The organism is Mucilaginibacter sp. P4_C11 (genome assembly GCF_056402115.1).
The window spans coordinates 1-25,874 of sequence record NZ_JBFUIA010000037.1 but is presented as its reverse complement, the minus strand read 5'-3'; the positions used below and the strand labels follow the sequence as shown (position 1 = coordinate 25,874).

Here is a 25,874-nt window from a genome sequence, read left to right as displayed (position 1 = left end):
ATAATGGATAAAAATACTTTCACAGGATTATTCCTGATTATGGCTATCATAGCCGGCTCAATTTATTTTTTAAAGCCGAGCGATGCCGAATTAAAGAAAAACAGACTGATAGAGCACCAGGATTCAGTAAAAAAAGGCTTGTTCAATAAAGCCAATACGCCGGTAGCTGCTAAGTTTGATACTGCTAAAGCCGCGGTTAAAACCGTTGCCGATTCTGCAACTTTAAAAAGCCCCTTCGGCGCGGCATCTGTAGGCAGCGAGAAACTTATCACCATAGAAAACCAGGAGTTATTAGTTAAACTGAATACTAAGGGGGGTAAAGTAGCATCGGTTGAGTTAAAAAACTACAAAACCTTTGATAAAAAGCCGCTGGTATTGTTCAGTGGCGATAAAGATCATTTTGGCTTAAACTTTAACGTTGGCGCTAAAAACATCAACACCGACGAGTATTATTTTACACCAGGCGGAACCGATTTAAAAGTAGCCGAAAAAGATTCGGCTTCCATTACCCTGCGTTTAAGCTACAGCCCAACCCAGTATATTGATTATGTATATAGCTTAAAAGGTACCGGCTTTAAATTAGGCCTTACCATTAAGCCAACCGGCCTTGATGGTGTTATGGCCAACAGCAGCAACCTTAACCTGAACTGGGCAGCCAGCCTGCACAAACAGGAAAAGGATATGAAACAGGAGCGCCAGTATACCACTGTTTACTATTATAATACCGAAGGTACTATTGATTGGCTGAACGAAAATAAGGACGATCAAAAAGAAGTGGCCGACAAAAAGATGAATTGGGTTGCCTTTAAACAACACTTTTTCTCAAACGCGCTGATTGCTAAAAATGGCATAAGCAAATCAAGCCTTGCAGCTACCACTGATGTGGCCGATACCACTGATGTTAGGCAATTAAAGGCCGATTTAACTTTGGCACGCTCGGCCGATGGTAGCGTTCCTTTGGAGTTTTATTTTGGCCCCAACCGCTACTCAACGCTAAAAGCACAGGGAGCTGATTTACAGAAGCTGGTTAACCTGGGCTGGGGGCCTTTAAAATACATCAATCAGTTTGCGGTATTGCCGTTGTTTAACTTCCTGAACCAGTTTAACTGGAATTATGGGTTAATCATTTTGATACTGACAATTGCCCTTAAGCTGGTATTATCGCCGCTTACTTACAAATCATACCTGTCTATGGCTAAAATGCGTGTGCTGAAGCCCGAAATKGACGAGATAAAGACTAAGGTTGGGGAGGATAACCCAACGCTTTTACAACAGGAATACCTGAAGCTTTATAAAAAAGCGGGTGTAAATCCATTGGGCGGCTGTTTGCCTTTGGTAATACAGATGCCAATTGTTATCGCCTTCTTTAAGTTTTTCCCAAGCTTATTTGAGCTGCGCGGGCAAAGCTTTTTGTGGATGCACGATTTATCAACTTATGACTCGGTAATTAAATTTGCGCCTATCATGAATGTTGATCACATCAGTTTGATGTGTTTGCTGATGACCATTTCTACATTGATCTATACTTATTTCAATAACCAGATTTCGGGAGCTACCGGGCAGATGAAATATATCGGTTACATTACGCCGCTGATATTCCTGATCACCCTGAATAGCTATCCATCAGGTTTGAATTATTACTACTTTTTGGCCAACATGCTTACCTTTTTACAGCAATACCTGATTAAGTTCATGGTTGATGATAAAAAGATTCATGCCCAAATCCAGGAGAACAAAAAGAAACCCGAGGAAAAGAAAAAGAAATCAGGTTTCCAGGCCCGTATGGAAGAAATGATGAAAAATCAGCAACAAGCTAAAAAATAAACTTCGGACGAAATATTTAAGCTATGAAATATCCCGGGAGGTTGGCCTTTCGGGATATTTTGCATTTGATGGGTGGGAAATGCAAAGTCTGCAGTTGGTTTATTGCATACGCCGCCGACGTGTAATTTTAATGATACAAATACCCCTTAATTGCAATAACATTTCTTTAACTTAGAAGCTGTTTTGTTATCGGTAAAATTTAATGATAAAACCCCCAGTTCCGGAAAATGAAAATGAGCGCCTTGCCGCTTTAAACTCCTACCAAATTCTGGATACTTTGCCTGAGCAGGGTTTTGACGAAATCACCCTCATTGCATCTGAAATTTGTCAAACGCCTATTTCGCTGGTTAGCTTAATTGATGACGACAGGCAATGGTTTAAATCAAATAAAGGTCTTGAAGTTACTCAAACACCTAAAGAGCTTGCTTTTTGTGCCCATGCTATTTTAGAGCCTGAAAAGGTAATGGTTGTTCCCGATGCGCAAATTGATGAACGATTTGCCGATAATCCACTGGTAACTGGTACCCCACAGGTTGTTTTTTATACTGGTGTGCCGCTTATTAATCCGGATGGCTATGCCCTGGGCACACTTTGCGTTATTGATCATAAAGCCCGCCAGCTTAATAACGCCCAAATACTTGCCCTTAAAGCACTGGCTAACCAGGTGGTTGCACAGCTTGAGCTTAAAAAGAAAGTTAATGAGCTTAACACAACCCGGCTCCAACTGGAAGAATCAAATCAATATCTTGAAAAATTTGCCATAATGGCGGCTCATGATATCCGTAACCCGCTCACCAATATTTTGCTTACAGGGCAGGTATTAAAAGATAGGTTTAAAGATAAGCTTGATGAAAAAGGGAACAAATTCCTGGATATCATTAATGCATCGTCTTATAAATTGATCTCGTTGCTTGAAAAGATGCTCGACTATTCCAAATCGAGTAAGGTGTTGATGCAGAACAGGGAGGAAGTTGAGGTAGTGCGCTTGTTAAACGATGTGCTTAAAATGGTAAATGTACCTGCTGCCTTTACTGTTAACATATTATCGCGGCCTGTTAAAATTACAACGTCGGTTGTTGCGTTTGAGCAGATCATGACTAACCTGATCAATAACGCTATCCGTTATAGCAACAAGCCAGAGGGTATTATACAAATTGAATTTACTGCCGACAGCTGGTTTTACACTTTTACTATTACCGACAACGGCATAGGCATTGCCCCGGAAAACCACACTAAAATATTTGAACCGATGACTACACTGGGCATTAAAGACAGGTTTGATGAACATGGCTCGGGTGTTGGTTTAAGTACGGTAAAAAGCCTGGTTGAGGCATTAGGCGGCACTGTAAAGATTAACTCGGTTATTGATGAGTTTACTACTTTTACTTTTACGTTGAAAAGATAGCGTTAGGTTAAAAGTTCTGGGTCTTGAGTTACGAGTGGACTTTCTTGACTAGAACCAAGGCCTTTCATCGTTTAAAATTAACATAACAGTAGTTATTTCCACCATTCGGCCTTTTCTGTCATTAAAGCCAGTTTTGAACTTGGTTTATTGCCAACATAAGCATCTCTAACGGGTTGCCATCCATATTTTAAGTATTTATCGTTGGGGCTAAACTCGCCCGCACCTATATCCAAATCGCCACAATTTGGTACCCGAAAGTCGCCCCAGTTACAGCGTTGTGTAAAATTACTATCGTACATTTTCCAGTGCCCTGTAAATTCATTATTGGTATAGCCGTCGGCATCTAAATCAATATCATCGTAAACAATATTGTTGCTTTTATCTAAATAGAAAGACGTTTCGAAGCTTCCTTCAAATGTGCCGGAATGAGGCTGTCCTTTGGTTTCGGCAAAGATGTAATTTCCTTTCATTACAAACCGGCCCTTTATGCCTTTGTTTTTATATCCGTCATCGACTCCATAGGAAATATTTTCAAGCTTAGATATATCGGTTATGGCGATAGTTCCGGTAAAGTCGCAGATGTTGGTTTTAACCATTGATTTACCTCCGACTGTATAGGTATTAGTTACCAGCATCTTTTTAACCGATAAAAATTTAATACGAATACGTTGGTATTGATCTCCTATAAACCCATAAATGTTTTGATTTGTTGTTTTTGTCCACAGTTTGGCAAAGTCCCGGCTAATAAATTGAGGGGCTAAATTTTTTTTAATGACCGCGTCTCTCACTACCTCGCGGCTTTTATTCGGTTTGGTGCCGGTTTGCGCAAGGCAAACGTGTACAATTGTGATTAACAAGAAAAATAAAGCAAGCTTTTTCATAGTCTAAATATAAGATTATGAAGCTATATGCCTGCTGTGTTTATTACGGTTATTTACGTTGAAAGATGGTTAAGTATGTTTTAATATTTATAGGGCTTCATTGTAGCGCATGAACATGCACAATTTGGATCGCTGATGCCAAGCTTCTTTAAAAAGAACTGGTAGAAACCAATTCGGTCTGTCATTCCAAAGTTATCGCCTTTGCCGCATTCTACGTCGCCGTTAACAATGTTGATAGTCATGCCAAAGCCCGGTGTGGTACGGCCATTTGCTTTATCATTAGCTGTCGGTTGCCATTTTCCGGTCATTACATCATGGGCCGATGGTTTGTGGGTTTCGGGTGTCATCCAAAAATATATGGCAGCTTTAAAAGCTATTACCGCATCTTGCTCCACCAGCTCGGGGTTGTTGAGCAAGATTTTTGAGTTACCAAAAATAATGTTCGAGGCAAAACCATAGTTTCCGTTATAACTTAATTGCATAGGGCCGCGGCCATAGTACTTTTTGCCTTTAATCGCAGGATATTCGTCGCTGTCGGATACATACACATTTGATGTATTGTCTTCATGTATCAGCATTAATCCGTCGGTATAACTACCGTTCATACCGTGGCGCGTTTCGTGGGCTATTTGTGCAAAAAATGCCGCGAGTTCTTTTTTGTTGATATCGGCTGCCGAGGCAGTGCAAAAGTCGCCATAGTCAACAGTAAACACACTGTCAGGTTTCTTTTTGGCCCACTCTTCATTCCAATCGGCATCCTGGCGTGCCACGGAATCTTTGCCGGTTTTTTTGTTGGTGCGGATAAATTGATAAACAGACACAGCCCTGCGGGATATTTTTACTTTAATCTGCCCTAATTCATCTGCCGCTTTAATAAATGCGGCATAAGTATAAAATTTATCGCGCTGCGGGAAAAGATCATTGAATTGTTTTTCGGTAAGTATACTGCTGATGGATGCCTTAGGTGCAGTTGCAGCTATTGAGGCAGTATTCTGAGCTTTTTTATCCCCGGTGCTGCCGCCGCAGCTAACAGATGATATAATCATGGTGCTGGCGGCAAGGAACAATAGTTTAGATGATAATATGATCGATTTCATGATTTTCATTAAATAACGGTTTTGACTATATTATAGGTGCAAGTTTAATGCTATCATTTTATAAAAGCATTTTATATGTAAAAATTAAACAAAAGTGTTGTGTTATAATATTGGAATTGCGCTATTTGTTTCCAGTAAAAGTGATATATTCACTTTGGCCGAAATGGGTACGAAAAGAATTCATGAAGATATATACTAAAACAGGAGATAAAGGGTTTACATCATTGATAGGCGGCACCCGGGTAGCTAAATACCACTTGCGGATTGAAAGCTATGGAACTGTTGATGAGCTAAACTCGTACATTGGCCTTATTCGCGATCAGGATATTGCAGATCATGATAAGGAGATATTGAAGCAGATACAGGACAGATTGTTTACAATAGGCTCCTGTTTGGCGGCAGATCCCGAACGGTCAAAAATGGTGATACCTGATTTGCATATGGAAGATGTGGAGTTGCTTGAACAGGAAATGGACAGCATGAATGAACAATTGCCCGAGCTGCGTCATTTTATTTTACCAGGTGGCAGTAATGCCATTTCGTTTTGCCATATTGCAAGATGTATATGCAGGCGTGCCGAGCGGATAACTGTTGAACTGGCTACCGGGAGTACTGTAGATGAAAAAGTGAATATTTACCTGAACAGGCTGAGCGATTACCTGTTTACTTTGGCCCGTAAAATTGGATATGATAATAAAGTGCCTGAAAATCAATGGATACCGAGAATTTGATAATGTGAAAAAAAATATTGATATTCCACTTAAAAATATTATAGTTTTGCGAAAAAGTTAATTTACTGATAAATTATAAAATATAGAGAAATATGTATTGGACACTTGAACTTGCATCGCATCTTGAAGATGCCCCATGGCCAGCAACAAAAGATGAATTAATTGATTATGCTATCCGTTCCGGAGCCCCTGTTGAGGTGATTGAAAACCTGCAGGCGTTGGAAGATGATGGTGAACCGTACGAAAATATAGAAGAGATATGGCCGGATTATCCGACCAAAGATGATTTCTTTTTTAACGAAGACGAATACTAATCAGCATAAAAAAGCCTCTGAAAGGGGCTTTTTTATTTAGCCTGCATTTTTGGAATGATTTTAGTAATAAGCTTAACACATTTATCACTTTAAAAACATACAAAAATGAGAGGCTTATTGTACATCATCGCGGTTATCCTGGTAATAGGATGGCTATTCGGAGCATTTATTCACCCATTTGGCGGTGGCTTAATTCACATCCTTTTGGTTATAGCTATTATAGCTGTGCTTTTAGGCGTTATCCGAAGAGCATAACAACCTTAGGCAAATAAAAAGCCATTAGCCGACAAGGTTAATGGCTTTTTTTATTCAACAGCAATTCTGCAATTGCTATATCTTCGGGAAACGTAATTTTGATGTTTTCATGACTGCCCCCGGTAAGTTGGATATCAATACCAGTTTGTTCAACAACGCTGGCATCATCGGTAAATTTGGGGCTGAAGGCTTGTTCATAAGCTTTTCTTAATAAACCGGCTTTAAAAGTCTGGGGCGTTTGCACCAGGTAAACTTCATCCCGCAATAAACTTACCGATTTATCGGCATTGCCCTGCCTTACCGAATCGCGGCTTTTAACGGCCGTTACCGCATTGCCGTGTTCGCCGGCATGATTATATGATGTTTGGATAACGAAGGCGCTGGTGAGCGGTCGCACAGCGTCGTGCACGGCAACCAAAGCGTCGTCGTTGCCTTCAATGGCGCTCAATCCGTATTTTACAGAATGAAAGCGCGTTTCGCCACCGGCAACCAATAGGTGGGGTATGCTGAAACTGTGTTTTTTGCACAACTCATGCCAATATGCATGAAAATCGGGATGAAGCACAAGTACGATATCGGGGTTCACGCCCGAATTAAAAAACGCCAGCATAGTATGCATCACTACCGGCAGGCCGTTAACCAAAAGAAATTGTTTTGGCACCGCAGCCTGCATACGGGTACCCGAGCCGCCGGCTACTATAATAACATACTTAGATGTGGGATGTGAGATAGGAGATTTGAGATTAGCGTCGGTCATCGGTGCTTAATTTCTTTTAATCGTTATGCCTGTTAAAAAATCGGCGAACACAGGCCTGGTTACAATCTATAGCAAATACCTTATGTCATTGCGAGCGATAGCGTGGCAATCTCGTGGCAAGCATAGCCAATTTGCATAGCTCGCGATTGCTTCGTGCCTCGCAATGACATAGATTTATTTTGTCATTTTTCAGTTCAGAGCCACCTTGAATTTTACAATTCAGGATGATGTTAATTCTTAGTAAATCTAAAACAAAAAAAATGAGCTATGAGCTTTAGTCCCATATCTCATTTCTAAAAATCTCAGATCTAGACTTATATAATCAGCATGGCATCACCATAGCTGTAGAAGCGATATTTTTCTTTAACGGCAACTTCATAGGCATTCATTACATGCTCGTAACCGCCAAATGCCGATACCATCATCAACAGGGTTGATTCTGGTGTGTGGAAGTTGGTGATCATGGAGTTTGCAATGCTAAAATCGTACGGAGGGAAAATGAACTTGCTGGTCCAATCGTTGGCGGCTTTTAATGTTTTACCCGCAGATACTGCCGATTCGATGGCACGCATCGAGGTAGTGCCAACAGCACATATACGTGCTTTGCGCTCAATACCGCGGTTTACAATATCGGCTTGTTTTTGTTCGATAATAAACTGCTCCGAATCCATTTTGTGTTTGGTTAAATCTTCAACCTCAACCGGGCGGAAAGTTCCTAAACCTACGTGAAGGGTAACTTCGGCAAAATCAACACCTTTTAATTCAAGGCGTTTCATCAGCTCGCGGCTAAAGTGCAAACCAGCAGTAGGGGCAGCTACAGCGCCTTCGTGTTTGGCAAAAATAGTTTGATAACGTTCTTTATCTTCGGCAGTAGCTTTACGCTTAATGTATTTCGGCAGCGGCGTCTCGCCCAGGATCTCCACATTGCGGCGGAATTCCTCGTCGGTACCATCAAACAAAAAGCGGATGGTACGGCCACGTGAGGTGGTATTGTCAACAACTTCGGCAATTAACAAATCGTCATCGCCAAAATATAATTTATTGCCTACGCGTATTTTACGGGCCGGATCAACCAGTACATCCCATAAACGTAGTTCTTTGTTTAGCTCGCGTAATAAAAAAACTTCGATAGTTGCGCCAGTTTTTTCTTTATTTCCATACAAACGGGCAGGGAATACTTTAGTATTGTTAAGGATCATTACATCCTTATCATCAAAATAGTCAAGTACGTCTTTAAATATTTTATGCTCAATTTTGCCAGAATCTTTGTGTAATACCATTAAACGGGCTTCGTCGCGGGTAGCTGATGGATTGTGTGCAATTAATGACTCTGGTAAATTGAATTTAAATTGAGATAATTTCATGTTTGTGTATATGAATTTTCAGGGCGCAAATGTATGAATTTTTTTGTTAAATTCACGGATTTTTTTAAGGGTGTTGTTATTTTATAAACCTTTAAGTTTAATATTAAAATGCTGTAACTTAAACGCAGCAATACCGTCTAAAAAACAAAAACATTCAACCGGGTAAAATCTGTTCTTTTTGGCTTTTGCTACGGTGCAAATGCAGTAAGGTTAACCATTGAAACCAAAATAAGTTTATATGCTGTTTTTAAAACTTTTCGGGGAAAGCTTTTTGTTTGCTTTTGATGCGCTAAAACAAAACAAAACCCGCACAACGCTTTCGTTATTAGGGGTAACCATAGGCATATTCACCATTATAGCTGTATTTTCGGCTGTTGATACCCTGCGAAATAACCTGCAAAGCAGCGTTAATAAGCTGGGCAACAATAGTATTTATGTTGAAAAATGGCCATGGGTAGGGGGCAGCGATTTTCCGTGGTGGAAATATCTGCAAAGGCCGGTTGCAAAACTTAAGGATTTTAATGAACTATCTCGCCGTAGCCAAACCGCCAAAGCATTATCGTACGAAATTAGTATTGATAACCGCACTATTAAATATAAAAGTAATACAGTTGATGGCGCACAAATAGATGCAGCCTCACAAGATCATAATAAAACCTGGAATTTTGATTTTGCCGAAGGCCGGTATTTTACCGATATGGAGTCAAAAACCGGTGCCCCCATAACTGATATTGGTTTTGATATAGCCCAAAATCTTTTCCCGGCGGGCGATGCGGTAGGCAAGCAGATAAAAGTAATGGGGCGGTATGTTACGGTTGTTGGCGTATTTTCAAAACAGGGAAAAGATATGCTGGGCATATCAACTGATAAGGAAGTGCTTTTGCCGTTAAACTTTGCCCATAACCTGATAGATATCCAGGCCGAAAATTATCACCCCTCAATTATTGTGCGCGGCAAAGATGGCATCCCTACAGATGATGTGGAAAGCGAGATCAGGGGGCTGATGCGTTCAATCAGGAGTTTAAGGCCTGGGGTTGAAGATAACTTCGCGCTTAACCGCACCACCATGCTAACCCAGCAATTAGATAGCGTTTTTAAAGTTTTAAATACCGGGGGAGCCATAATAGGTTTATTTTCGATGCTGGTTGGCGGGTTTGGTATAGCCAACATCATGTTTGTGTCGGTAAAAGAGCGTACTAACATTATAGGCATCCAAAAATCATTGGGAGCAAAAAGATATTTCATACTATTACAGTTTTTAATCGAATCCGTATCGCTTTGTCTCATGGGTGGGTTGATAGGGCTTTTGTTTGTATACTTTTTAACATTCGGTATCAAAGCGGTATTTGATGTACAGGTGATACTTGGCGCTTCAAACATTGTTACTGGCTTAAGCTTTTCGCTGATAACAGGTGTTTTATCTGGGATTATTCCTGCCTATTTTGCATCGGTACTTGACCCTGTTGAAGCAATACGGACTAACTAACGTAATAAATGAAAATTGTAAACCTTATTTCTGTTGTTGCCGCACTGGTAGCCACATCGGCATGTAACCAAAATGCAAAGCAGCAGGAGCTTGCCAAAACCGATACCGCCACTGTAAAAGTTGTAGATGCAAAAATTGCGGATACTGCTAATACAGCCCATGTTTTTTCTGCTTATATCGCGCTAAAAGACCAGTTCCTGAAATCGGATGTAGCGGGAATTAAGGCAGCGGCTTCGGTACTTGAAAATAAACTTATTGGTATTAAAGGTTGCTCAGAAACAGCTACCCTTACCAGGAAAATAGCTGTAACCGATGATATTAATGATCAGCGTGCTGCCTTTTTAACCTTAAGTAGCGATGTGATTGCACTGGTAAAAGGAAGCAAAATAAAAACCACCGCCATTTATGTTGACTATTGCCCTATGGCCGATAGCGGTAACGGCGGGTACTGGCTGTCGTTGGATAAAAAAATACAAAACCCATACTTTCCCGAACAGATGAAAGAATGCGGATCTGTTAAGGAAAAGATGAATTAGCAGCTTCTTTTATTTATTAACGTTGACCGGAGGTTTGTAATATTTGGCCGCTTTTTCAAACAAGGCTTCGGGTGCAAATGGTTTGGTAAGGTAATCGCTCATGCCCGCTTCAAGGGCTTTATTGTAGGTTTCGGGCATAGCATCGGCCGTTAGCGCGATAATAGGGATGTCGGGGTGTAATTTTTTGATAATAGCCGTGGCTTCAAATCCATCCATTACCGGCATCTGCAAATCCATAATAATAAGGTTGTATTTGTTGTTGTTTGCCATGTTTACAGCTATCTCGCCGTTTAGTGCTTCGTCGGCAGCGGCATTCCACTTCCTCAAAAAGCGGGTGGCAATCATCAGGTTCATCTTATTGTCGTCAACAACCAATATATTCATCCCGGTAAGGCTAAATGTAAGCCCGGCCACAGCAGGTGTCATCGCTTGATGGCCGATGGTTTTTGGAGCTATATTAAAGGCAATGGCGAATATAAAGGATGTGCCCTTCCCCAGTTCGCTTGTAACAGATATGGTGCTGTTGTGCAGCTCAACCAGGCGTTTGGTAATGGCCAGGCCAAGGCCGGTACCGCCATAGTCATTATTAATTACCTGCTTGTCCTGCATAAACGGATCAAAAACAATATCAAAGCTGTCGGGACTGATGCCTATCCCGGTATCGGCAACAGTAAACTTCACGGTAACCACCGTGTTGCTTATCTGTTCTTTCTCCAGCTTAATGGAAACACCGCCTACATGTGTAAACTTCACGGCATTGCTTACCAGGTTGTTTAATACCTGGCTTAAGCGCATGTTGTCACCGGTTACCATTTCTGGTATACCTTCGTCAATTACAGCATCCAGGGATAATTGCTTTTCGGCAACCCTGGGGTGAAAAGACTGCTTTATTTTATGGATCAATTGATGAAGGTTGAAAGGCGATTTGTTAAGCTCAAGTTTGCCCGCCTCAATTTTATTATAATCCAAAATGTCATTTATGATGGCCAGCAGGTTCTCGCCCGAGAATTTTAGCGTATTCAGGTACTCCAGTTGCCCGGGTCGTGGATTTTCTGAGAGTAATAAATTGGTAGTGCCAATAACCGCGTTCATTGGGGTACGTATCTCATGGCTCATGATCGACAAAAACTCCGATTTGAATTTTGATGCTTTCTCGGCTACGTCTTTAGCCCAGATCAACTCCTGTCGTGCTTTTTGCTGGTCGGTTATGTCTTCGCCTATGCTGGTGGTTTCTCGCAGGTCGCCGTTTTCGTCAAAAATGATGGTGTTTTGCCAGCTCATAACCCGTTCCTCGCCGTTGCGGCATATAATGGGGTTAATAAAATGGGCTTCAACCGCATTGTTTTTAAACCAGTTGTGCATGAAGTTTTTTAAATCGCCCGGTATAAAATGATCCATCCAGTTCATGCCAACAATTTCGGCCTGGGAGTAGCCAAGTAGCTTGGTCAGGTATTTATTGCAAAATATAATGTTGCCGTTTTTATCTAAAGTAACTGCCGCCAGGTTAATGGTTTCTAAAACCAGTTTGTATTTGCTTTCTGATTGCCGGTAGTCTAATTCGGCTTGTTTGCGTTCGGTTACATCCTGTAAGGTACCGATGATTTTACGAATGCTGCCATCGTCGCGCCTCATCAGCTTACCTATAATTACACTTAAGTATCTTACATTGCCATTGGGCGTAATTATGCGGTACTCCTGCGAGATATCTTTTAAATTTTCGGGTGTCCTGATTAATTGTTTTAAAACATGCCTGTCATTTGGATGAACATACTTTAATAATAAGGTCATCTGTTTTAACCCGAGCAGGTGAACGGCCGAAACTTCGTGGATAATGTTTAACTCCTCCGACCAGCTGAGTAGGTTTGTAGTCAGGTTCCATTTCCAGTTACCTATTTTGGCTATGGTTTGGGCTTCCATCAATTCTACCTGGCTAACTTTTATCGCTTTTTCGGATAATTTAGCTTCGGTAATATCCTGTAGCACCCCAAAAATTCTTTTACTGCTGCCATCATCGGCCTGCAACAGGTTACCGCGGATGATTTTGATGTATTTTACGGTGCCTTTTGGTGTAATAAACTTATGCTCAAACTGCGCCAGCGTTGTGTGGTGAACACTCGAAAGGTAAGCTTCGGCATTTTTGCGGTCGTCGGGATGAATGAGGCTGATATAATAATGAAATTTGCTGATGTTGGCAGGGATGCTGTCAATCTCGAGGAGACTGAATAAATTATCTGACCAATAGGTTTCACTTGTGACGCTATCATACCACCAGTTACCGGTTTTTGATATAGCCTGCGCCTCAAGCAACAGTGCCTCGTTGGCCTTCAATGCGTCTGCGTTTTTCTTTTGCTCAGATATATCAATCAATGCGGCAGATATTCGCCCGGTATAATTTCCATTACGCTCATAAATAGGCATCATATTACACCTGAACCATTGGTTTGTGCCGTAATCGGATACAAATTCAATAGACATAGGTAAACGGTTTGCTATCACGTAATCAAGGCAATCAATATACTTTTTTGCTCTATCGGGTGGCAGTGCCTCTTCAAGTCGCTTGCCAACAATTGCTTTTGGATCGGCCGACCGTTCAATCAGTTCGTTATACCATACATTAAGACAAAGCCTGGTCTCATCAAACTCAAATACCATATCATTAAAAGAGCCTATAAGCGAGTGAAGGTTATTATTAAGATTAACCATTTTATCCACCGCGTTTTTCAGCCGGTATTGATACGCCTTAACAACAAGAAAAGATACGTAAGCTATAATGGTAAAAATGATAATAAGCACCACCAGCACAGGAAGGGAAATATTTAGCCGCGGGGCATTAGCGTAAGCGGTTATAATTACCAGCAGGTTAAGCCCGCATATAGCAACAAACTCCCAGCCTTTTTTACAAAACAGTGTGAGTGCTATAAAAATGGTTATAGAACTAAAAAGGTACGCATGCTCAAACCCGTTTATACTTAATAAAAAGTAATTGTTAATGATCAGAAAGGAGAAAATTGTGATGTAAGTACTTGTATTGTAAACGGCTTTGTTGGTGCCAAAAGACCGGCCAAGTGAAACAATGCACAAAAAACTATTAATAAGCCTCAACCAAATAGGGTCATATGAGTTATAATAACAAAGATAGTGTAGCGAAGGGCTTGCAATAAATAAGCCGATGAGCAATAACCGGTAAATTGTTTCGTCGTTTTGGATTATTAATACTGTTTTAACTTTCAACGACATTAACGAATACTTTTTAATGATTCAGGACAATATTACTTAGCAAAAGAGGGGTAATTTAATAATTTTGCAGTTAAAAATTTACAAATAGTAAATTATCTTAGCGGGTATTAATACGCAGATTTAATTACATTTGTTGCAGATACAAAAATTTCTATGTCGGAAACAGCACAGCTAAAAATTGGTGATAAAACATTTGAACTCCCGGTAATTGAGGGTACAGAAGGCGAAAAAGCGATAGATATTTCAAAACTAAGAGATCAAAGCGGTTACGTAACGCTGGATATCGGCTACAAAAATACAGGTGCTACCAAAAGCGCTATTACTTTTTTGGATGGTGAAAAAGGCATCCTTAAATATCGTGGCTACTCTATAGAGCAACTGGCCGAGAATGCCAGTTTTATTGAGGTAGCCTACCTTTTGATATATGGCGAATTACCTAAAGAACAGGAGTTAACCGATTTTCAATACCAGATAAGCCGCCATACCCTGGTTCATGAGGATATGAAAAAGTTTTTTGATGGCTTTCCGTCAAAATCACATCCTATGGGCCAGTTGTCGTCGTTAATTGGCGCATTGGCTGCTTTTAACCCGGAATCATTAAAAGCCGGTTTATCTGCCGAGGAAGTAAACCTCGAAATCATAAAACTGCTGGCCAAAATGAGTACCGTAGTTTCATGGATCTACAAAAAATCGTTAGGCCATCCAGTTGTTTATCCTCAAAACAAATACGACTACGTGACCAATTTCCTGTACATGACTTTTGCCGAGCGTACAGAAGATTACAAGGTTGATAGGGTAGTGGTGGATGTAATGAACAAATTACTGATACTGCATGCCGATCATGAGCAAAACTGCTCAACCTCAACAGTGCGTATTGTAGGCTCATCAGATGCTAATTTATATGCCTCTATTTCGGCAGGTATTTCGGCATTGTGGGGTCCGCTGCACGGTGGCGCCAATCAGGCGGTGATAGAAATGCTGGAGAAAATTAAAAACGATGGCGGAGATACAGATAAATGGATAGCCAAGGCAAAGGATAAAAACGATCCTTTCCGTTTAATGGGCTTTGGTCACCGGGTGTATAAGAATTTCGACCCGAGGGCTAAGATTATTAAGAAAGCTTGTGATGATATATTAGAAAAATTAGGCATCAATGACGAGGTATTGGAGATAGCTAAAAAGCTGGAAGAAGTTGCCCTGAAAGATCCATATTTTGTTGAGCGCAAGCTGTACCCTAATGTTGATTTTTACTCGGGCATCATTTACCGGGCATTGGGTTTCCCAACTGAAATGTTTACCGTATTGTTTGCCCTTGGCCGCTTACCAGGCTGGATTGCCCAATGGAAAGAGATGAAAGCTAATAAAGAACCCATCGGCCGCCCGCGCCAGATTTATACCGGCGATACCGACCGGGAGTATAAGGATATAAAAGAACGATAGTTCTTTTGGTTCATTTGTTCACTGGTTCATTGGTCTGCTTCTTTAGCCCGACGGCTAACGTAAAGCAATAAACAAAAAAGCGATTGGTAGCCCCAATCGCTTTTTTTATACAGCCAATGACCTGCGGATAGGACCAATAAACTAATGAACCAGTGAACCAATGAACTAAAAAGACCCGCTGGTTTTCACCGGGCGGGCCTTTCAAATCAATCAACCGTAAATAAGTATCTTATTGTTTTGTAATGGTAAAGGTGTTTGCGTTGGCATTAAGCACTATTTTATAGTTGCCGGTTCCTGGAGGATCAATATTTGGTCCGTTTTGCGAAAGGCTGCCTGTTGTGCCACCAAGGTTAGTATCCCAGCCATGGTTAAACCTGAATTTAAATTGTTTATTACCACCACTAACCAAAGCAACAATGCCTGAATAGGTTTTTGTACTTGCATCGTAGGTCAAGTCGGTGTCATCGCTCCATCCGCCTGGTGTCGCATCACCAATAACAGACCAAACTTGCTTGGTAGCTGTGAATGTAAGCGCATTTAGGTCCAGGTGTAAAGCATATAAGCCAGCTGATGGAACAGATAAATTACCTCCCGAAGTGCTTACCTTGCCACCACCGGCGTCGCCATAATTGGTATGATCCCAATCTTTTTTAGACGTTATTTTGAACTCAAGATTACCCGGGGTAAAGGCGGTAAGGCCATCATAAATATTATCGCTGTTTGGCGATTTTAAGCTATCGGCAGTTGACGGGCTCCATCCTTGCGATGCGCCGGGTACATAAACATAGCTTGCCAGTTTGTAAGGTTTTACAGTTAAAGTAAGTACGTTGGTGTAAGTTATAGAGTTAGCTGCAACGGCCGATTTAACACGAACTTCCAAATCGGTATTATTATCATATGATAAACCCATTGTAAGTAAGATAGCATTTAAACTGCCAACTGTGTATGATTGGGTAGTTCCGGTTAAGGCAACCTCAGTTAATTTGGTCGATTTAAAGCTGCTCCCTTTTGTGTCTATTTGCAAGGTATAGTTAACTTTTGTGCTATACCCGCTTATTGACGTTGCCGGCCAGCTAAAGGTAACTGCAACATCTGTTGCTATGTCTCTTGATAAAACCGGCGTTGTAGATGTTGCAGCTAACGTTCCTGCTTTACCAACAGTTGTTACAACCCTGGTTTCGTCCTTTTTACAGGATGATAGCAATAACAGCCCTATGCTGCTTATTGCTAAAATTTTGGTTAAAAGTTTTTTCATTTTTCTCTTTTAATCTGTTTAATAAATGTTTTATAAAGTACCATAAGGCGCAAAGTGCCTTATGGTAAGTAATGAATGCTATTTATAACCCGGATTTTGTTTTAAAGTAGGGTTGTTAACTATATCTGCTGATGGAATTGGCATCAGGTTAAGATCGGTAGATACACTTGTACCGGCTTTAACGCCACCTTTCCAGGCCCAGATGTAATCACCACCGGCAAATTTGCCAAAACGGATCAAATCTGTCCTTCTGTGCATTTCAAACAGGAACTCGCGGCCTCTTTCGTTTAAAATAAAATCGAGCGTAAGTTGTGGTGCAGTAATATTGCCTGTTGCACTGCCACCGTAGGCTCTTGTACGCACTTGGTTCACATAGGTTAATGCTGTAACCAAATCGCCACCAGTACCGCCGCGTAAAACAGCTTCGGCATAAATCAAATAAGCATCGGCCAAGCGGAACATTGGGAAATCGGTATCAGGGAAGTTACCTGTAATGTCTGAGCCAACTGCGCCTGTGGAAGTTACGTTTCTGAATTTTTGAATTGCATAACCATCGGTAAACGTATACTCGTCATTAATTTCCAGGTTCTGTCCATCAGTAAAAAATACAGCTCTTTTATCTGTGTTGCCGCTGTTATCGGTAAATAAGCTTACGTATTGTTTAGTAGTACGTATACCTGCCCAGCCGCCGTTGATGCCAAAATCAGCAGCTTTCATGTTACCACCTACAGGAGCGTGTATAAGGTAGGTAATGCCTCCGTAGCCTGTTGTATGCAAGCCATCAAATGTTATAGGGAAAATTATTTCGTTTGATTTGTTGTTATCAGCAAGAAACAGGTTTTTGAAATTAGGCTCTAACGAATAGCCATCAGCAATTACCTTTTTTGCGTAGGTTATGGCATCGGTGCTTCTATCGGTACCGGTGTAAACTTTAGCGTTAAGGTAAAGTTTGGCCAATAACATATCGGCAGCAGCCTGATCTGCACGTCCGTATTCAAAACGTGGAGCGCCCATATCTGTTTCGGCAGCCTTTAATTCACTTTCTATGTAAGCAAAAATTTCAGCACGCGATTTTTGTTTAGGGAAAAATACACCTACAGGGTCGTTCTCGGTTACAAACGGTACTGAGCCAAAAAGGTCAATTGCATGCCAGTAAGCCAATGCCCTTAAAAAGCGGGCTTCTGCGCGGTACTGTTTTGCTTTTGCAAGGTTATCGCCGGTAATGCCGTTGCTGGCCAATTTAGCATCAGTAGTTTGGCGTATAAATTCGTTGTTTAATGATACCACATAAAATATACGGTTGTACATGGCTGTGATGAATTCGTTTCCGGAATTCCAGGTCATGTTGTGTAGACTATGGATGGTACCATCGTTCCAAACAATAGCTGCCTCATCTGTGGTTAACTCCTGCATGTTATAGTACTCGCGCAGGTAGTTGCCGAAGCCTTCGTCGATACCCGAAATATCCGGATTACCTGCCGGGCCTGCCTGGCCGCTCAAGGCAAAGGACGAGTACAGTTTAGCTAAAACACCTTTATAGTTTGAAAAGTCGGCATATATTTTATCTGTGGTTACCGCTCCTTTTGGAGTAAGGTCCTTCTTACAGGATGTTACAGTAACTGATGTAGCTATCACTATGATCGCCATCAGCCATGTTAAATTTCTTTTTCTCATATCTTAATATCTTAACAAATTATAAGCTCAGGTTTAAACCAAGTGTATAAACTCTTGGACGTGGATAGAAGTTATTGTCAACGCCACCGTTTACTTCCGGGTCAAGGCCTTTGTATTTGGTTACTACAAATACATTAGATACGTTGAATGAAGCCCTAAGGTTGTGTTTGCCTACTGTTCCAAATGTATAACCTAAGGTTGCATAATCCATACGCAGGAACGAGGCGTTTTCTACGTAATAGTCAGAGTAAAGCTGGTATTGTTGAAATTGAGTTTGCAACACGCTTGACGGCAGGTTACCCAGGTAGCCCGAGAACTTTATGCCGGCGTAAGCGCCATTGGCTGCAGATTGCGCGTTGTATAAATAGTTGCCCAGGTTGGCACGTACACTGAAGCCTGCATTCCATTTTTTATAGGTGAAGTTGGAGTTAAGCCCCATAAATACTTTTGGATCGGCTTGTTTATAAAGGTATTTATCATCTACACTTGATCCATTTTTATTTCTGTCAACATATACACCCTCCAATGGCAGGCCATTTTGGTCGTATACTTGTTGATATACGTAAAAGGTACTTGGGTTTTCACCAGCTTTTTCCAAGCCGATTGTGTTTCCAACACCACCAGGGATATTAGTTATGGCAATTTTTTGGTTAGGATCTCCGGTTAATGAAATGTTGGTTATTTTACGTTGGTTAAGGGAAATGTTGTAACCAATTGTCCAGTTAACATCCTTTTTATCGATAGCTATAAAGTTGATGTTGAAATCAATACCCTTTGTAGTAAGATTACCAATATTAGCATTTATAAAGTTGCTTAAGTTGGTACCTGCAGGTACAGAAGTATAAACTAAAAGGTCTTTTGTTTTCTTGTTATAAAGATCTATGCTGCCGTTAATCCTGCCGTTAAGGAAACCATAATCAAAGCCTGCGTTAACGGTGGCAGTTTGTTCCCATTTAATATTAATGTTATACCTATCGGCACGTAAGGTATTTACAAATGAGTTGCCAAATTGATATTGGGCGGCAGCGTTGCTTGGATCATATACGGCCAAGTAAGGGAAGTAATCGGCACCAAGATCCTGCTGACCTGTAATACCATAACTCACCCTGAATTTCAGGTCAGATAAAACGTCAACTGATTTTAAGAAAGACTCTTCTTTAGCGCGCCATGCAAAGGCAACCGATGGGAAATAACCATTACGGTGCAGTTCCGAAAAACGTGACGAACGGTCGTCCCTGATGCTTGCTGTTAACAAATACCTATCATTAAGTGAATAGTTTAAACGTGCAAAAGGCGATTCGATGTAATACTGGCCATAACCGGGCAGGCTTGGGGTACCAACAGGAGTAGTTTTATCGGCTTTGTATTGTTGACTGGACCTGTAATAGTTGTTGAAGTACTGATACGAATAGCCAGCCTGCAAATCAAAATGGCTGTTTATTTCTTTAAAGTCTTTTGAATACTTTAAGTAATAATCGGTATTGTAGGTATAATTCTCGTTAAAATATTTCGAGTACGAACCACCCTGGGTAAAGTTGGATGCAGCTGTTGCGGGGATAAATGTGTAGCCATCACCGTCAGATAAGTCGCCGCCAAAAGTAGCGTTAGCTTGTAATTCCTTCAGGAATGGGAACACATAAGTTAACGACAATGTTCCAATACCACGTTTAGCTTTACCTTTAGCATCTTGCTCGTTAAGTAAGCCCACAGGGTTGCGGGGGGCAAGTGTGTTAGGGTTGCCACTGCTGTCCAACCATTCAAAATAGCCCCCAAATTTTGTTTTATCATTTGAGTAAACTGGTTGGGTAGGGTCGAAGCCAATGGCGTTACCAATAGCACCGGCAGCAAAATGGCTATCAGTTACCGAACCTTTTAAGCTCAAATCTACTTTTAAGCTACCATGTAAAAAGTCGTGGTTAATGTTAAATGATGCTGTTGTCCTTTTCAGGTTATCTGTTTTAACAATACCATCCTGGTCTAAATAACCGATAGATAAACGGTATGGCACACCTTTTATACCACCGGTAATGCTTAAGTTATTATCATAGGTATAGGCCTGGTGGTAAATAAGGCTTTGCCAATCGGTATTAGCGGTACCCAATAAGTTGGCCTGGCCGGGGCTTTGGGCTTTAACCGCAGTACGGAACTGATCGGCTGTCAGCACGCTTACTTCTTTGGTTATTTTTGAAAGCGCGGTTTTTGAATCAAAATTGATGTGTACATCTTTATCGCCTTTACCTTTTTTGGTAGTGATGAGAATTACACCGTTTGATGCACGTGAACCGTAAATAGCCGTTGCAGATGCATCCTTAAGGATATTATATGATTCGATGTCATTAGGGTTGATCAGGCTTAAAGGATCAGCTACACCGCTGATGCCGACATTGCTCAACGGAATACCGTCAACCACGATCAATGGACTATTTGACGCGTTTAATGAAGCGCCGCCACGAATACGGATAGTACTACCAGAACCAGGTGCGCCACTGTTTGAGGTAATTTGTACACCCGATACCTTACCCATAATTAATTGCTCGGGTGTGGTTACAGGGCCCTGGTTAAAATCCCTGGCCGAAATTGAAGTTACCGAACCAGTAAGATCTTTCTTCTTTTGGGTACCGTAACCTACTACAACCACTTCGTTAAGATTTTGATTGTCGGGTTTTAATGAAAAGTTAACCTCGATAGCTGTATTACCTACTGTTACAGCTTTCCTTAAAGCCACATAACCTAAAAATTTAGCGATTACGGTAACGTTCCCGGTTTTAACGCCGGTAATAGTGTAGCTACCATTACCATCGGTAGTTGCACCAATGGTTGTGCCATCAATAGTAACGGCAGCACCAGGCAGGGGTGCGTTGGTTTCGTCAAATACCTTACCTCTGATGCTTCCTGTTTGGGCAAATGCCATTACTGACATCATTAGGAAGGCACAAAGAAGAACGTACTTTTTTGAGTAATTTTTTCTCATTTACTTTTTGGGTTTTTGTGAATAAAATGGCTTAATTAGCCGGTGTTAAATTGGTCTGATAATTTTGCTGAAACAGCACGCGACTAATTTACATTTAGAAATAATAAAAGCAAATTTTATACAAAAGATAATTTTGACCGGATTAATTAAGGTATAGTTAACTTTAATGAAACATTAAACAGGGGAGAACTTTTAACACTTTTCACCTTTTTTTGTGGGAAATTTGCAAACTGGCTAAGATTTGCTCAAAACTAAGTGTCATAATTACACAATGGGCAATTTTACTAATATGTAACGATTTTCCGGGAACGTTCCCGGAAAACAATTGTCAATAAAACAATTAATAATGATAAAAAAAATATTTTTCTGCGCGTTTTGGGTTTTTGCCCAAACTTTTTTGCTTTTCGGGCAGGTAAAAACAGCCTTCAAAACGGGTAAAATAGCACTCTTGAAAGGCTCATCCGAAGCCCTGTTTTTGGCAGGTAATTTTAATGGTTGGAACCCGGCCGATAGCGCCTGGAAACTGATTCCGGATGGCAATGGAGGCTACCAGCTTTTAACAACGATGCCTAAAGGTATTTATAACTACAAAATAACCCGCGGCAGCTGGGATAAAGTGGAATGCACTGTAACCGGCAAGCCGGCCGATAACCGCAGCCTTATAATTACCGGCGATACCACGATAGTTTTAGATGTTGCCGCCTGGCAGGATAATTTTGCCCCTGCGGAAAAGAAACATACAGCTACCGCACAGGTGCATATTATCAGCGATAAATTTGTGATGCCACAGCTGAACAGGAAACGCCGCATTTGGATTTACCTGCCTGTAAATTATACTTCATCGAAAAAAAGGTACCCGGTTATTTATATGCACGACGGGCAAAACCTTTTTGATGATTATACCAGCGGCTATGGGGAGTGGGGGATTGACGAATTGCTGGATAAAGTATCGCCACAAAAACAGTGTATCATAGTGGGAATTGATCATGGCGGCGATTTCAGGATCACCGAATACGATCCTTACGACTCAAAATATGGCAAAGGACGCGGCGATGATTATGTGGAGTTCCTGGCAAAAACGTTGAAACCCTACATTGATACACATTATAAAACCATGGCCGATGCAAAACATACAACAATAGCAGGCAGTTCGATGGGAGGGCTGATATCAATGTATGCCACATTAAAATATCCGGGCGTGTTTGGCAACGCCGGCGTATTTTCGCCCGCTTTTTGGATAGCGCCTCCAATTTACGATTTGGCTAAACAGAAAACTATCAGCAATAAAACCCGTTTTTATTTTGTTTGCGGCGATGCCGAAAGTGAAGACATGGTTGCCGATATGCAAAAAATGTCCTCGATAATAAAGGATAAGGGTGCTAAGCCCGAAAACGCCCCCGTAACTATCATCAAAGGTGCCAGCCACAACGAAAAACAATGGCACGGCGATTGGCCGGTATTTTATAATTGGTTGATAGAGTGGGAAAGTCCGAAAGTCGGGAAAGTCCGGAAGTAGCCTCAGATCTAAGGTTCGGGATATCTGGCAATTTTTACTTTTTTTGTAAACCACGACATTGTACCTGACCGACATTTATTATCTTTCGGACTTTCCGGACTTTCGGACTTTGCTGACTTACGGACTCTCCGACTCAACACATGACCATAGAAGAAATATTAAAACAGTACTGGAACCATGATCATTTCAGGCCGATGCAGGCCGAGATCATCAAGTCTGTTTTATTAGGTCATGATACTTTGGCCTTGCTACCTACAGGCGGGGGTAAATCTGTTTGCTTCCAGGTACCCGCGTTAGCCAAGGAGGGTGTTTGCATCGTCATATCTCCACTGATTGCCCTAATGAAAGACCAGGTTGAAAACCTGAAAGATAAGGGTATTAATGCCGTAGCCATCGTATCGGGCATGGGCAGGCGCGAGATTGACCTGGCACTGGATAATTGTATTTATGGCACCGTTAAATTTTTATATCTATCGCCCGAGCGGCTGTTATCGGAGCTGGTTCAGGAACGGATAAAATACATGAAGGTTAACCTGATAGCGGTTGACGAAGCGCACTGTATCTCGCAATGGGGCTATGATTTTCGCCCCCCGTACCTGCACATTGCCGATTTACGCCAATTGCATCCCAATGTGCCTGTGCTTGCCCTTACCGCAACGGCCACGGCTGATGTTAAACAGGATATCCAGGATAAGCTGCAATTTAAAAATCCTGTTATCTACCAGCAAAGTTTTGAGCGCAGCAATATCAGCTATGTTGTTCAGGATGCCGAAAATAAATTCAGGCGGATGCTGGATATTGCCAAAGGGGTTAAAGGCAGCGGTATTGTTTATGTACGCAGCCGCAAGGATACCGCCGAAATTGCCAGGTATTACAACGAAAATGGCATCAAGGCCGATTTTTACCACGCCGGCCTGCCCATGGACGAACGGGCTGACCGCCAGGAAGACTGGAAAAATAACCGTACGCGGGTAATTGTAGCCACCAACGCTTTTGGGATGGGTATTGACAAGCCCGACGTTAGGTTTGTTATTCATAAGGATATGCCCGAAAGCCTGGAAGCCTATTACCAGGAAGCCGGCAGGGGAGGCCGCGACGGGCAAAAGGCTTATGGCGTATTACTATATACGCATGCCGACAGGCTGCGGCAGGAAAAGTTGTTTGAACTTAATTTTCCAACTGTTGATGAAATAAAGCACGTTTACCATTGCCTGGCCAACTACTATCAACTGGCATACGATGCAGGCGAAGGCCTCAGCTTTGATTTGGACCTGGGTGCCTTTTGCAGCCGTTTTAAGCTGGATGCTATAAAAACGCTAAATGCCCTAAAGTTTTTGGAAAAAGACGAGTATCTGTCGTTCAATGAAAGTGTTTTTCTGCCATCGCGGTTCAGGTTTGAGGTGGTTAACGAGGTGCTGTACAATTTCCAGATCCAGAATGCCGGTTGGGACCCCTTTATTAAAACGCTGTTGCGGTCGTACGGTGGCGCCTTTGAAAATTATGTTAAAATAAAGGAATATGACCTGTCAAGACGTACAACATTAAGCGTTCAGCAGGTTGTTGAAGGGTTGTTACAGCTGCAGCAGTTTGGCTTAATAAGCTACCTGCAGCAAACAGATAAGCCACAGGTTACTTATTTAAAAGCACGGCAGCAATCAAACAGGCTGTTTATCAATAAAAACTACATCCAGGAGCGTAAGGAAACCTATCGCCAAAAAATGGAGGCGGTTTTTGCGTACGCTGTTCATAAACAGTGCCGCAGCCAAATGTTGCTGGCTTACTTTGATGAGCCCAACGCCCGCAAATGTGGCATCTGCGATGTTTGCCTTGACGAAAAGCGCCACAAAAACGAAGATGAACTTTTTGACAACATTACCAACGAGGTTGTACAACTGCTCAGCATCTCAACCCCCGATATCGGCACATTGATAACTACCATCAACATCGGTACCGAAAAAGATAAAATTGAAACCATCCGCCTGCTGCTTGATGCCGGGAAAATAAAAACAGACGGCGAGAAGTATTACTTATAGTCATTGGTCATTTCGCTTCGCTGTCATTGGTCATTTGCTGCGCTGTCATTAGTCATCATGTAAATTTCTGCGACCAGGTACTCGAAACTCGCTCCTGGTAACAAAAATTCTCCCACAATTCACCGTGTAAATTATACACTTCACCGACAAAAAACCTGCGTACAACTAATACACCGGAAACGGCTGTAACGATTTTTATTGGAGATCGTCATATAGGTGTATTTAAAAAATAACAAAAATAATTACTTGACAATCAAAATATTAATACCATGAAAACTAACTTAATAGCCATTTTTACAGTAATAGTTACCGTATTGGGCATCACAAATTCAACTTACGCAGCTGTAGATAACAGCAACAATAAAGGCGTGGTTTTAACAGATATCAGCAACATCAATAAAATAGAAGTTTACGGTAACGTACAGGTATACGTTACTACCGGCGCAGCCGACCAGGTAAAGGTTTACAACCAATATTATACCGAAAGTGCTTTGGTACAATCAAAAAAAGGTGTATTGAGAATTTCATCATACAAAACCGAAAAATTGGTTGTTTGGGTTACTGCAAAAGAGCTATCTTCAATAACTGCTTATGATAATGCCGAAATTAAATCTTTCGGAAACCTATCTGCCATAGAGCTCGATGTTAAATTATACAACAACGCATCTGCCGATTTAAAATTAGACGCTTACAGCACCCGCGTTACCATGAATGATCGTTCAAAAGCAAATTTAAGTGGCAATGTAACCGAATACAGTCTTGTACACAACATAGCATCAAGCGTTAACAGAACATACCTGGTAACCGAAACTGCTACCGATAAATTAACCGGTGCACCAGCTAAAGCCGCCGAATATGCTGGCCTATAATGTTCATTGGTTCACTGGTTCATTAGTTCATTGGTCTTGTCTGGTTGAATTACCAGTCAGGGCCGATGAACTTTTTTATTGTAGCTTAAGCTTTTGCCCGGCATGCCCGCGTTCCAATGACCAATGACCAATGACCAATGACCAATGACCAATGACCAATGACCAATGACCAATGACCAATGACCAATGACCAATGACCAATGACCAATGACCAATGACCAATGACCAA

At 41.4% G+C, this 25,874-nt stretch carries 19 protein-coding genes; 11 read left to right on the top strand and 8 right to left on the bottom strand.

The window, feature by feature from the left end; genetic code table 11:
- Positions 1-3: 3 nt before the first annotated feature.
- Complete coding sequence (gene yidC, locus AC1DU2_RS26025; protein WP_477388025.1) at positions 4-1,824, top strand: membrane protein insertase YidC; 1,821 nt, start codon at positions 4-6, stop codon at positions 1,822-1,824.
- 202 nt (positions 1,825-2,026) lie between these two features.
- A complete protein-coding gene (locus AC1DU2_RS26020) occupies positions 2,027-3,229 on the top strand; it encodes a sensor histidine kinase (RefSeq protein ID WP_477388024.1) in 1,203 nt (400 codons plus the stop codon).
- Positions 3,230-3,321: 92 nt separating this feature from the next.
- On the opposite strand, the gene AC1DU2_RS26015 is transcribed toward AC1DU2_RS26020, so the two are convergent.
- Positions 3,322-4,110, bottom strand: coding sequence for a hypothetical protein (locus AC1DU2_RS26015; protein WP_477388022.1), 789 nt, complete (start codon positions 4,108-4,110; stop codon positions 3,322-3,324).
- 80 nt (positions 4,111-4,190) lie between these two features.
- A complete protein-coding gene (locus tag AC1DU2_RS26010) occupies positions 4,191-5,207 on the bottom strand; it encodes a chitinase (protein WP_477388020.1) in 1,017 nt (338 codons plus the stop codon).
- 182 nt (positions 5,208-5,389) lie between these two features.
- On the opposite strand from AC1DU2_RS26010, the gene AC1DU2_RS26005 reads away from it, so the two are divergent.
- From AC1DU2_RS26005 to AC1DU2_RS25995, 3 genes are all read left to right on the top strand, one after another.
- Positions 5,390-5,938, top strand: a complete 549-nt coding sequence (locus AC1DU2_RS26005) for a cob(I)yrinic acid a,c-diamide adenosyltransferase (protein WP_477365959.1) — start codon at positions 5,390-5,392, stop codon at positions 5,936-5,938.
- A gap of 92 nt (positions 5,939-6,030) precedes the next feature.
- Complete coding sequence (locus AC1DU2_RS26000; RefSeq protein ID WP_002996718.1) at positions 6,031-6,252, top strand: DUF2795 domain-containing protein; 222 nt, start codon at positions 6,031-6,033, stop codon at positions 6,250-6,252.
- A gap of 105 nt (positions 6,253-6,357) precedes the next feature.
- On the top strand, positions 6,358-6,507 hold the full coding sequence (locus tag AC1DU2_RS25995; protein WP_110585189.1) for a lmo0937 family membrane protein: 150 nt from the start codon (positions 6,358-6,360) through the stop codon (positions 6,505-6,507).
- A gap of 37 nt (positions 6,508-6,544) precedes the next feature.
- On the opposite strand, the gene AC1DU2_RS25990 is transcribed toward AC1DU2_RS25995, so the two are convergent.
- Positions 6,545-7,264, bottom strand: a complete 720-nt coding sequence (locus AC1DU2_RS25990; protein WP_477365956.1) for a 2-C-methyl-D-erythritol 4-phosphate cytidylyltransferase — start codon at positions 7,262-7,264, stop codon at positions 6,545-6,547.
- A 314-nt stretch (positions 7,265-7,578) separates the two neighbouring features.
- The gene (queA, locus tag AC1DU2_RS25985; protein ID WP_090652026.1) at positions 7,579-8,628 is read right to left on the bottom strand and encodes a tRNA preQ1(34) S-adenosylmethionine ribosyltransferase-isomerase QueA; all 1,050 of its coding nucleotides are present in this window, start codon (positions 8,626-8,628) and stop codon (positions 7,579-7,581) included.
- Between the two features lie 238 nt (positions 8,629-8,866).
- Here queA and AC1DU2_RS25980 point away from each other — a divergent pair, with 238 nt between their 5' ends.
- A complete protein-coding gene (locus tag AC1DU2_RS25980; RefSeq protein WP_477365953.1) occupies positions 8,867-10,114 on the top strand; it encodes an ABC transporter permease in 1,248 nt (415 codons plus the stop codon).
- A gap of 8 nt (positions 10,115-10,122) precedes the next feature.
- Positions 10,123-10,650, top strand: coding sequence for a DUF3347 domain-containing protein (locus tag AC1DU2_RS25975; protein WP_477388017.1), 528 nt, complete (start codon positions 10,123-10,125; stop codon positions 10,648-10,650).
- Between the two features lie 9 nt (positions 10,651-10,659).
- On the opposite strand, the gene AC1DU2_RS25970 is transcribed toward AC1DU2_RS25975, so the two are convergent.
- Positions 10,660-13,887, bottom strand: a complete 3,228-nt coding sequence (locus AC1DU2_RS25970) for a PAS domain-containing hybrid sensor histidine kinase/response regulator (protein ID WP_477388015.1) — start codon at positions 13,885-13,887, stop codon at positions 10,660-10,662.
- Between the two features lie 153 nt (positions 13,888-14,040).
- On the opposite strand from AC1DU2_RS25970, the gene AC1DU2_RS25965 reads away from it, so the two are divergent.
- Positions 14,041-15,327, top strand: coding sequence for a citrate synthase (locus tag AC1DU2_RS25965; RefSeq protein ID WP_477365944.1), 1,287 nt, complete (start codon positions 14,041-14,043; stop codon positions 15,325-15,327).
- A gap of 229 nt (positions 15,328-15,556) precedes the next feature.
- On the opposite strand, the gene AC1DU2_RS25960 is transcribed toward AC1DU2_RS25965, so the two are convergent.
- From AC1DU2_RS25960 to AC1DU2_RS25950, 3 genes are all read right to left on the bottom strand, one after another.
- The gene (locus tag AC1DU2_RS25960) at positions 15,557-16,582 is read right to left on the bottom strand and encodes a SusE domain-containing protein (protein WP_477365941.1); all 1,026 of its coding nucleotides are present in this window, start codon (positions 16,580-16,582) and stop codon (positions 15,557-15,559) included.
- Positions 16,583-16,660: 78 nt separating this feature from the next.
- A complete protein-coding gene (locus AC1DU2_RS25955; RefSeq protein ID WP_477388013.1) occupies positions 16,661-18,256 on the bottom strand; it encodes a RagB/SusD family nutrient uptake outer membrane protein in 1,596 nt (531 codons plus the stop codon).
- A gap of 19 nt (positions 18,257-18,275) precedes the next feature.
- Complete coding sequence (locus AC1DU2_RS25950; RefSeq protein WP_477388011.1) at positions 18,276-21,179, bottom strand: SusC/RagA family TonB-linked outer membrane protein; 2,904 nt, start codon at positions 21,177-21,179, stop codon at positions 18,276-18,278.
- Between the two features lie 394 nt (positions 21,180-21,573).
- Between AC1DU2_RS25950 and AC1DU2_RS25945 the strand changes: the two genes are divergently transcribed.
- From AC1DU2_RS25945 to AC1DU2_RS25935, 3 genes are all read left to right on the top strand, one after another.
- On the top strand, positions 21,574-22,743 hold the full coding sequence (locus tag AC1DU2_RS25945; RefSeq protein ID WP_477388009.1) for an alpha/beta hydrolase-fold protein: 1,170 nt from the start codon (positions 21,574-21,576) through the stop codon (positions 22,741-22,743).
- Between the two features lie 140 nt (positions 22,744-22,883).
- Positions 22,884-24,776 (top strand): RecQ family ATP-dependent DNA helicase, encoded by a 1,893-nt coding sequence (locus AC1DU2_RS25940; RefSeq protein ID WP_477388007.1) that lies wholly within the window; start codon positions 22,884-22,886, stop codon positions 24,774-24,776.
- 269 nt (positions 24,777-25,045) lie between these two features.
- Positions 25,046-25,645: a GIN domain-containing protein gene (locus AC1DU2_RS25935; protein ID WP_477388005.1), complete on the top strand. Its 600-nt coding sequence runs from the start codon at positions 25,046-25,048 to the stop codon at positions 25,643-25,645.
- Positions 25,646-25,874: the final 229 nt, after the last annotated feature.

Bases quoted from the DNA above. Each gene is read 5' to 3' on its own strand.
- AC1DU2_RS26020 (WP_477388024.1), top strand. From the start codon at position 2,027: ATGATAAAACCCCCAGTTCCGGAAAATGAAAATGAGCGCCTTGCCGCT.
- AC1DU2_RS26015 (WP_477388022.1), bottom strand. From the start codon at position 4,110: ATGAAAAAGCTTGCTTTATTTTTCTTGTTAATCACAATTGTACACGTT.
- AC1DU2_RS26010 (WP_477388020.1), bottom strand. From the start codon at position 5,207: ATGAAATCGATCATATTATCATCTAAACTATTGTTCCTTGCCGCCAGC.
- AC1DU2_RS26005 (WP_477365959.1), top strand. From the start codon at position 5,390: ATGAAGATATATACTAAAACAGGAGATAAAGGGTTTACATCATTGATA.
- AC1DU2_RS26000 (WP_002996718.1), top strand. From the start codon at position 6,031: ATGTATTGGACACTTGAACTTGCATCGCATCTTGAAGATGCCCCATGG.
- AC1DU2_RS25995 (WP_110585189.1), top strand. From the start codon at position 6,358: ATGAGAGGCTTATTGTACATCATCGCGGTTATCCTGGTAATAGGATGG.
- AC1DU2_RS25990 (WP_477365956.1), bottom strand. From the start codon at position 7,264: ATGACCGACGCTAATCTCAAATCTCCTATCTCACATCCCACATCTAAG.
- queA (WP_090652026.1), bottom strand. From the start codon at position 8,628: ATGAAATTATCTCAATTTAAATTCAATTTACCAGAGTCATTAATTGCA.
- AC1DU2_RS25980 (WP_477365953.1), top strand. From the start codon at position 8,867: ATGCTGTTTTTAAAACTTTTCGGGGAAAGCTTTTTGTTTGCTTTTGAT.
- AC1DU2_RS25975 (WP_477388017.1), top strand. From the start codon at position 10,123: ATGAAAATTGTAAACCTTATTTCTGTTGTTGCCGCACTGGTAGCCACA.
- AC1DU2_RS25970 (WP_477388015.1), bottom strand. From the start codon at position 13,887: ATGTCGTTGAAAGTTAAAACAGTATTAATAATCCAAAACGACGAAACA.
- AC1DU2_RS25965 (WP_477365944.1), top strand. From the start codon at position 14,041: ATGTCGGAAACAGCACAGCTAAAAATTGGTGATAAAACATTTGAACTC.
- AC1DU2_RS25960 (WP_477365941.1), bottom strand. From the start codon at position 16,582: ATGAAAAAACTTTTAACCAAAATTTTAGCAATAAGCAGCATAGGGCTG.
- AC1DU2_RS25955 (WP_477388013.1), bottom strand. From the start codon at position 18,256: ATGAGAAAAAGAAATTTAACATGGCTGATGGCGATCATAGTGATAGCT.
- AC1DU2_RS25950 (WP_477388011.1), bottom strand. From the start codon at position 21,179: ATGATGTCAGTAATGGCATTTGCCCAAACAGGAAGCATCAGAGGTAAG.
- AC1DU2_RS25945 (WP_477388009.1), top strand. From the start codon at position 21,574: ATGATAAAAAAAATATTTTTCTGCGCGTTTTGGGTTTTTGCCCAAACT.
- AC1DU2_RS25940 (WP_477388007.1), top strand. From the start codon at position 22,884: ATGACCATAGAAGAAATATTAAAACAGTACTGGAACCATGATCATTTC.
- AC1DU2_RS25935 (WP_477388005.1), top strand. From the start codon at position 25,046: ATGAAAACTAACTTAATAGCCATTTTTACAGTAATAGTTACCGTATTG.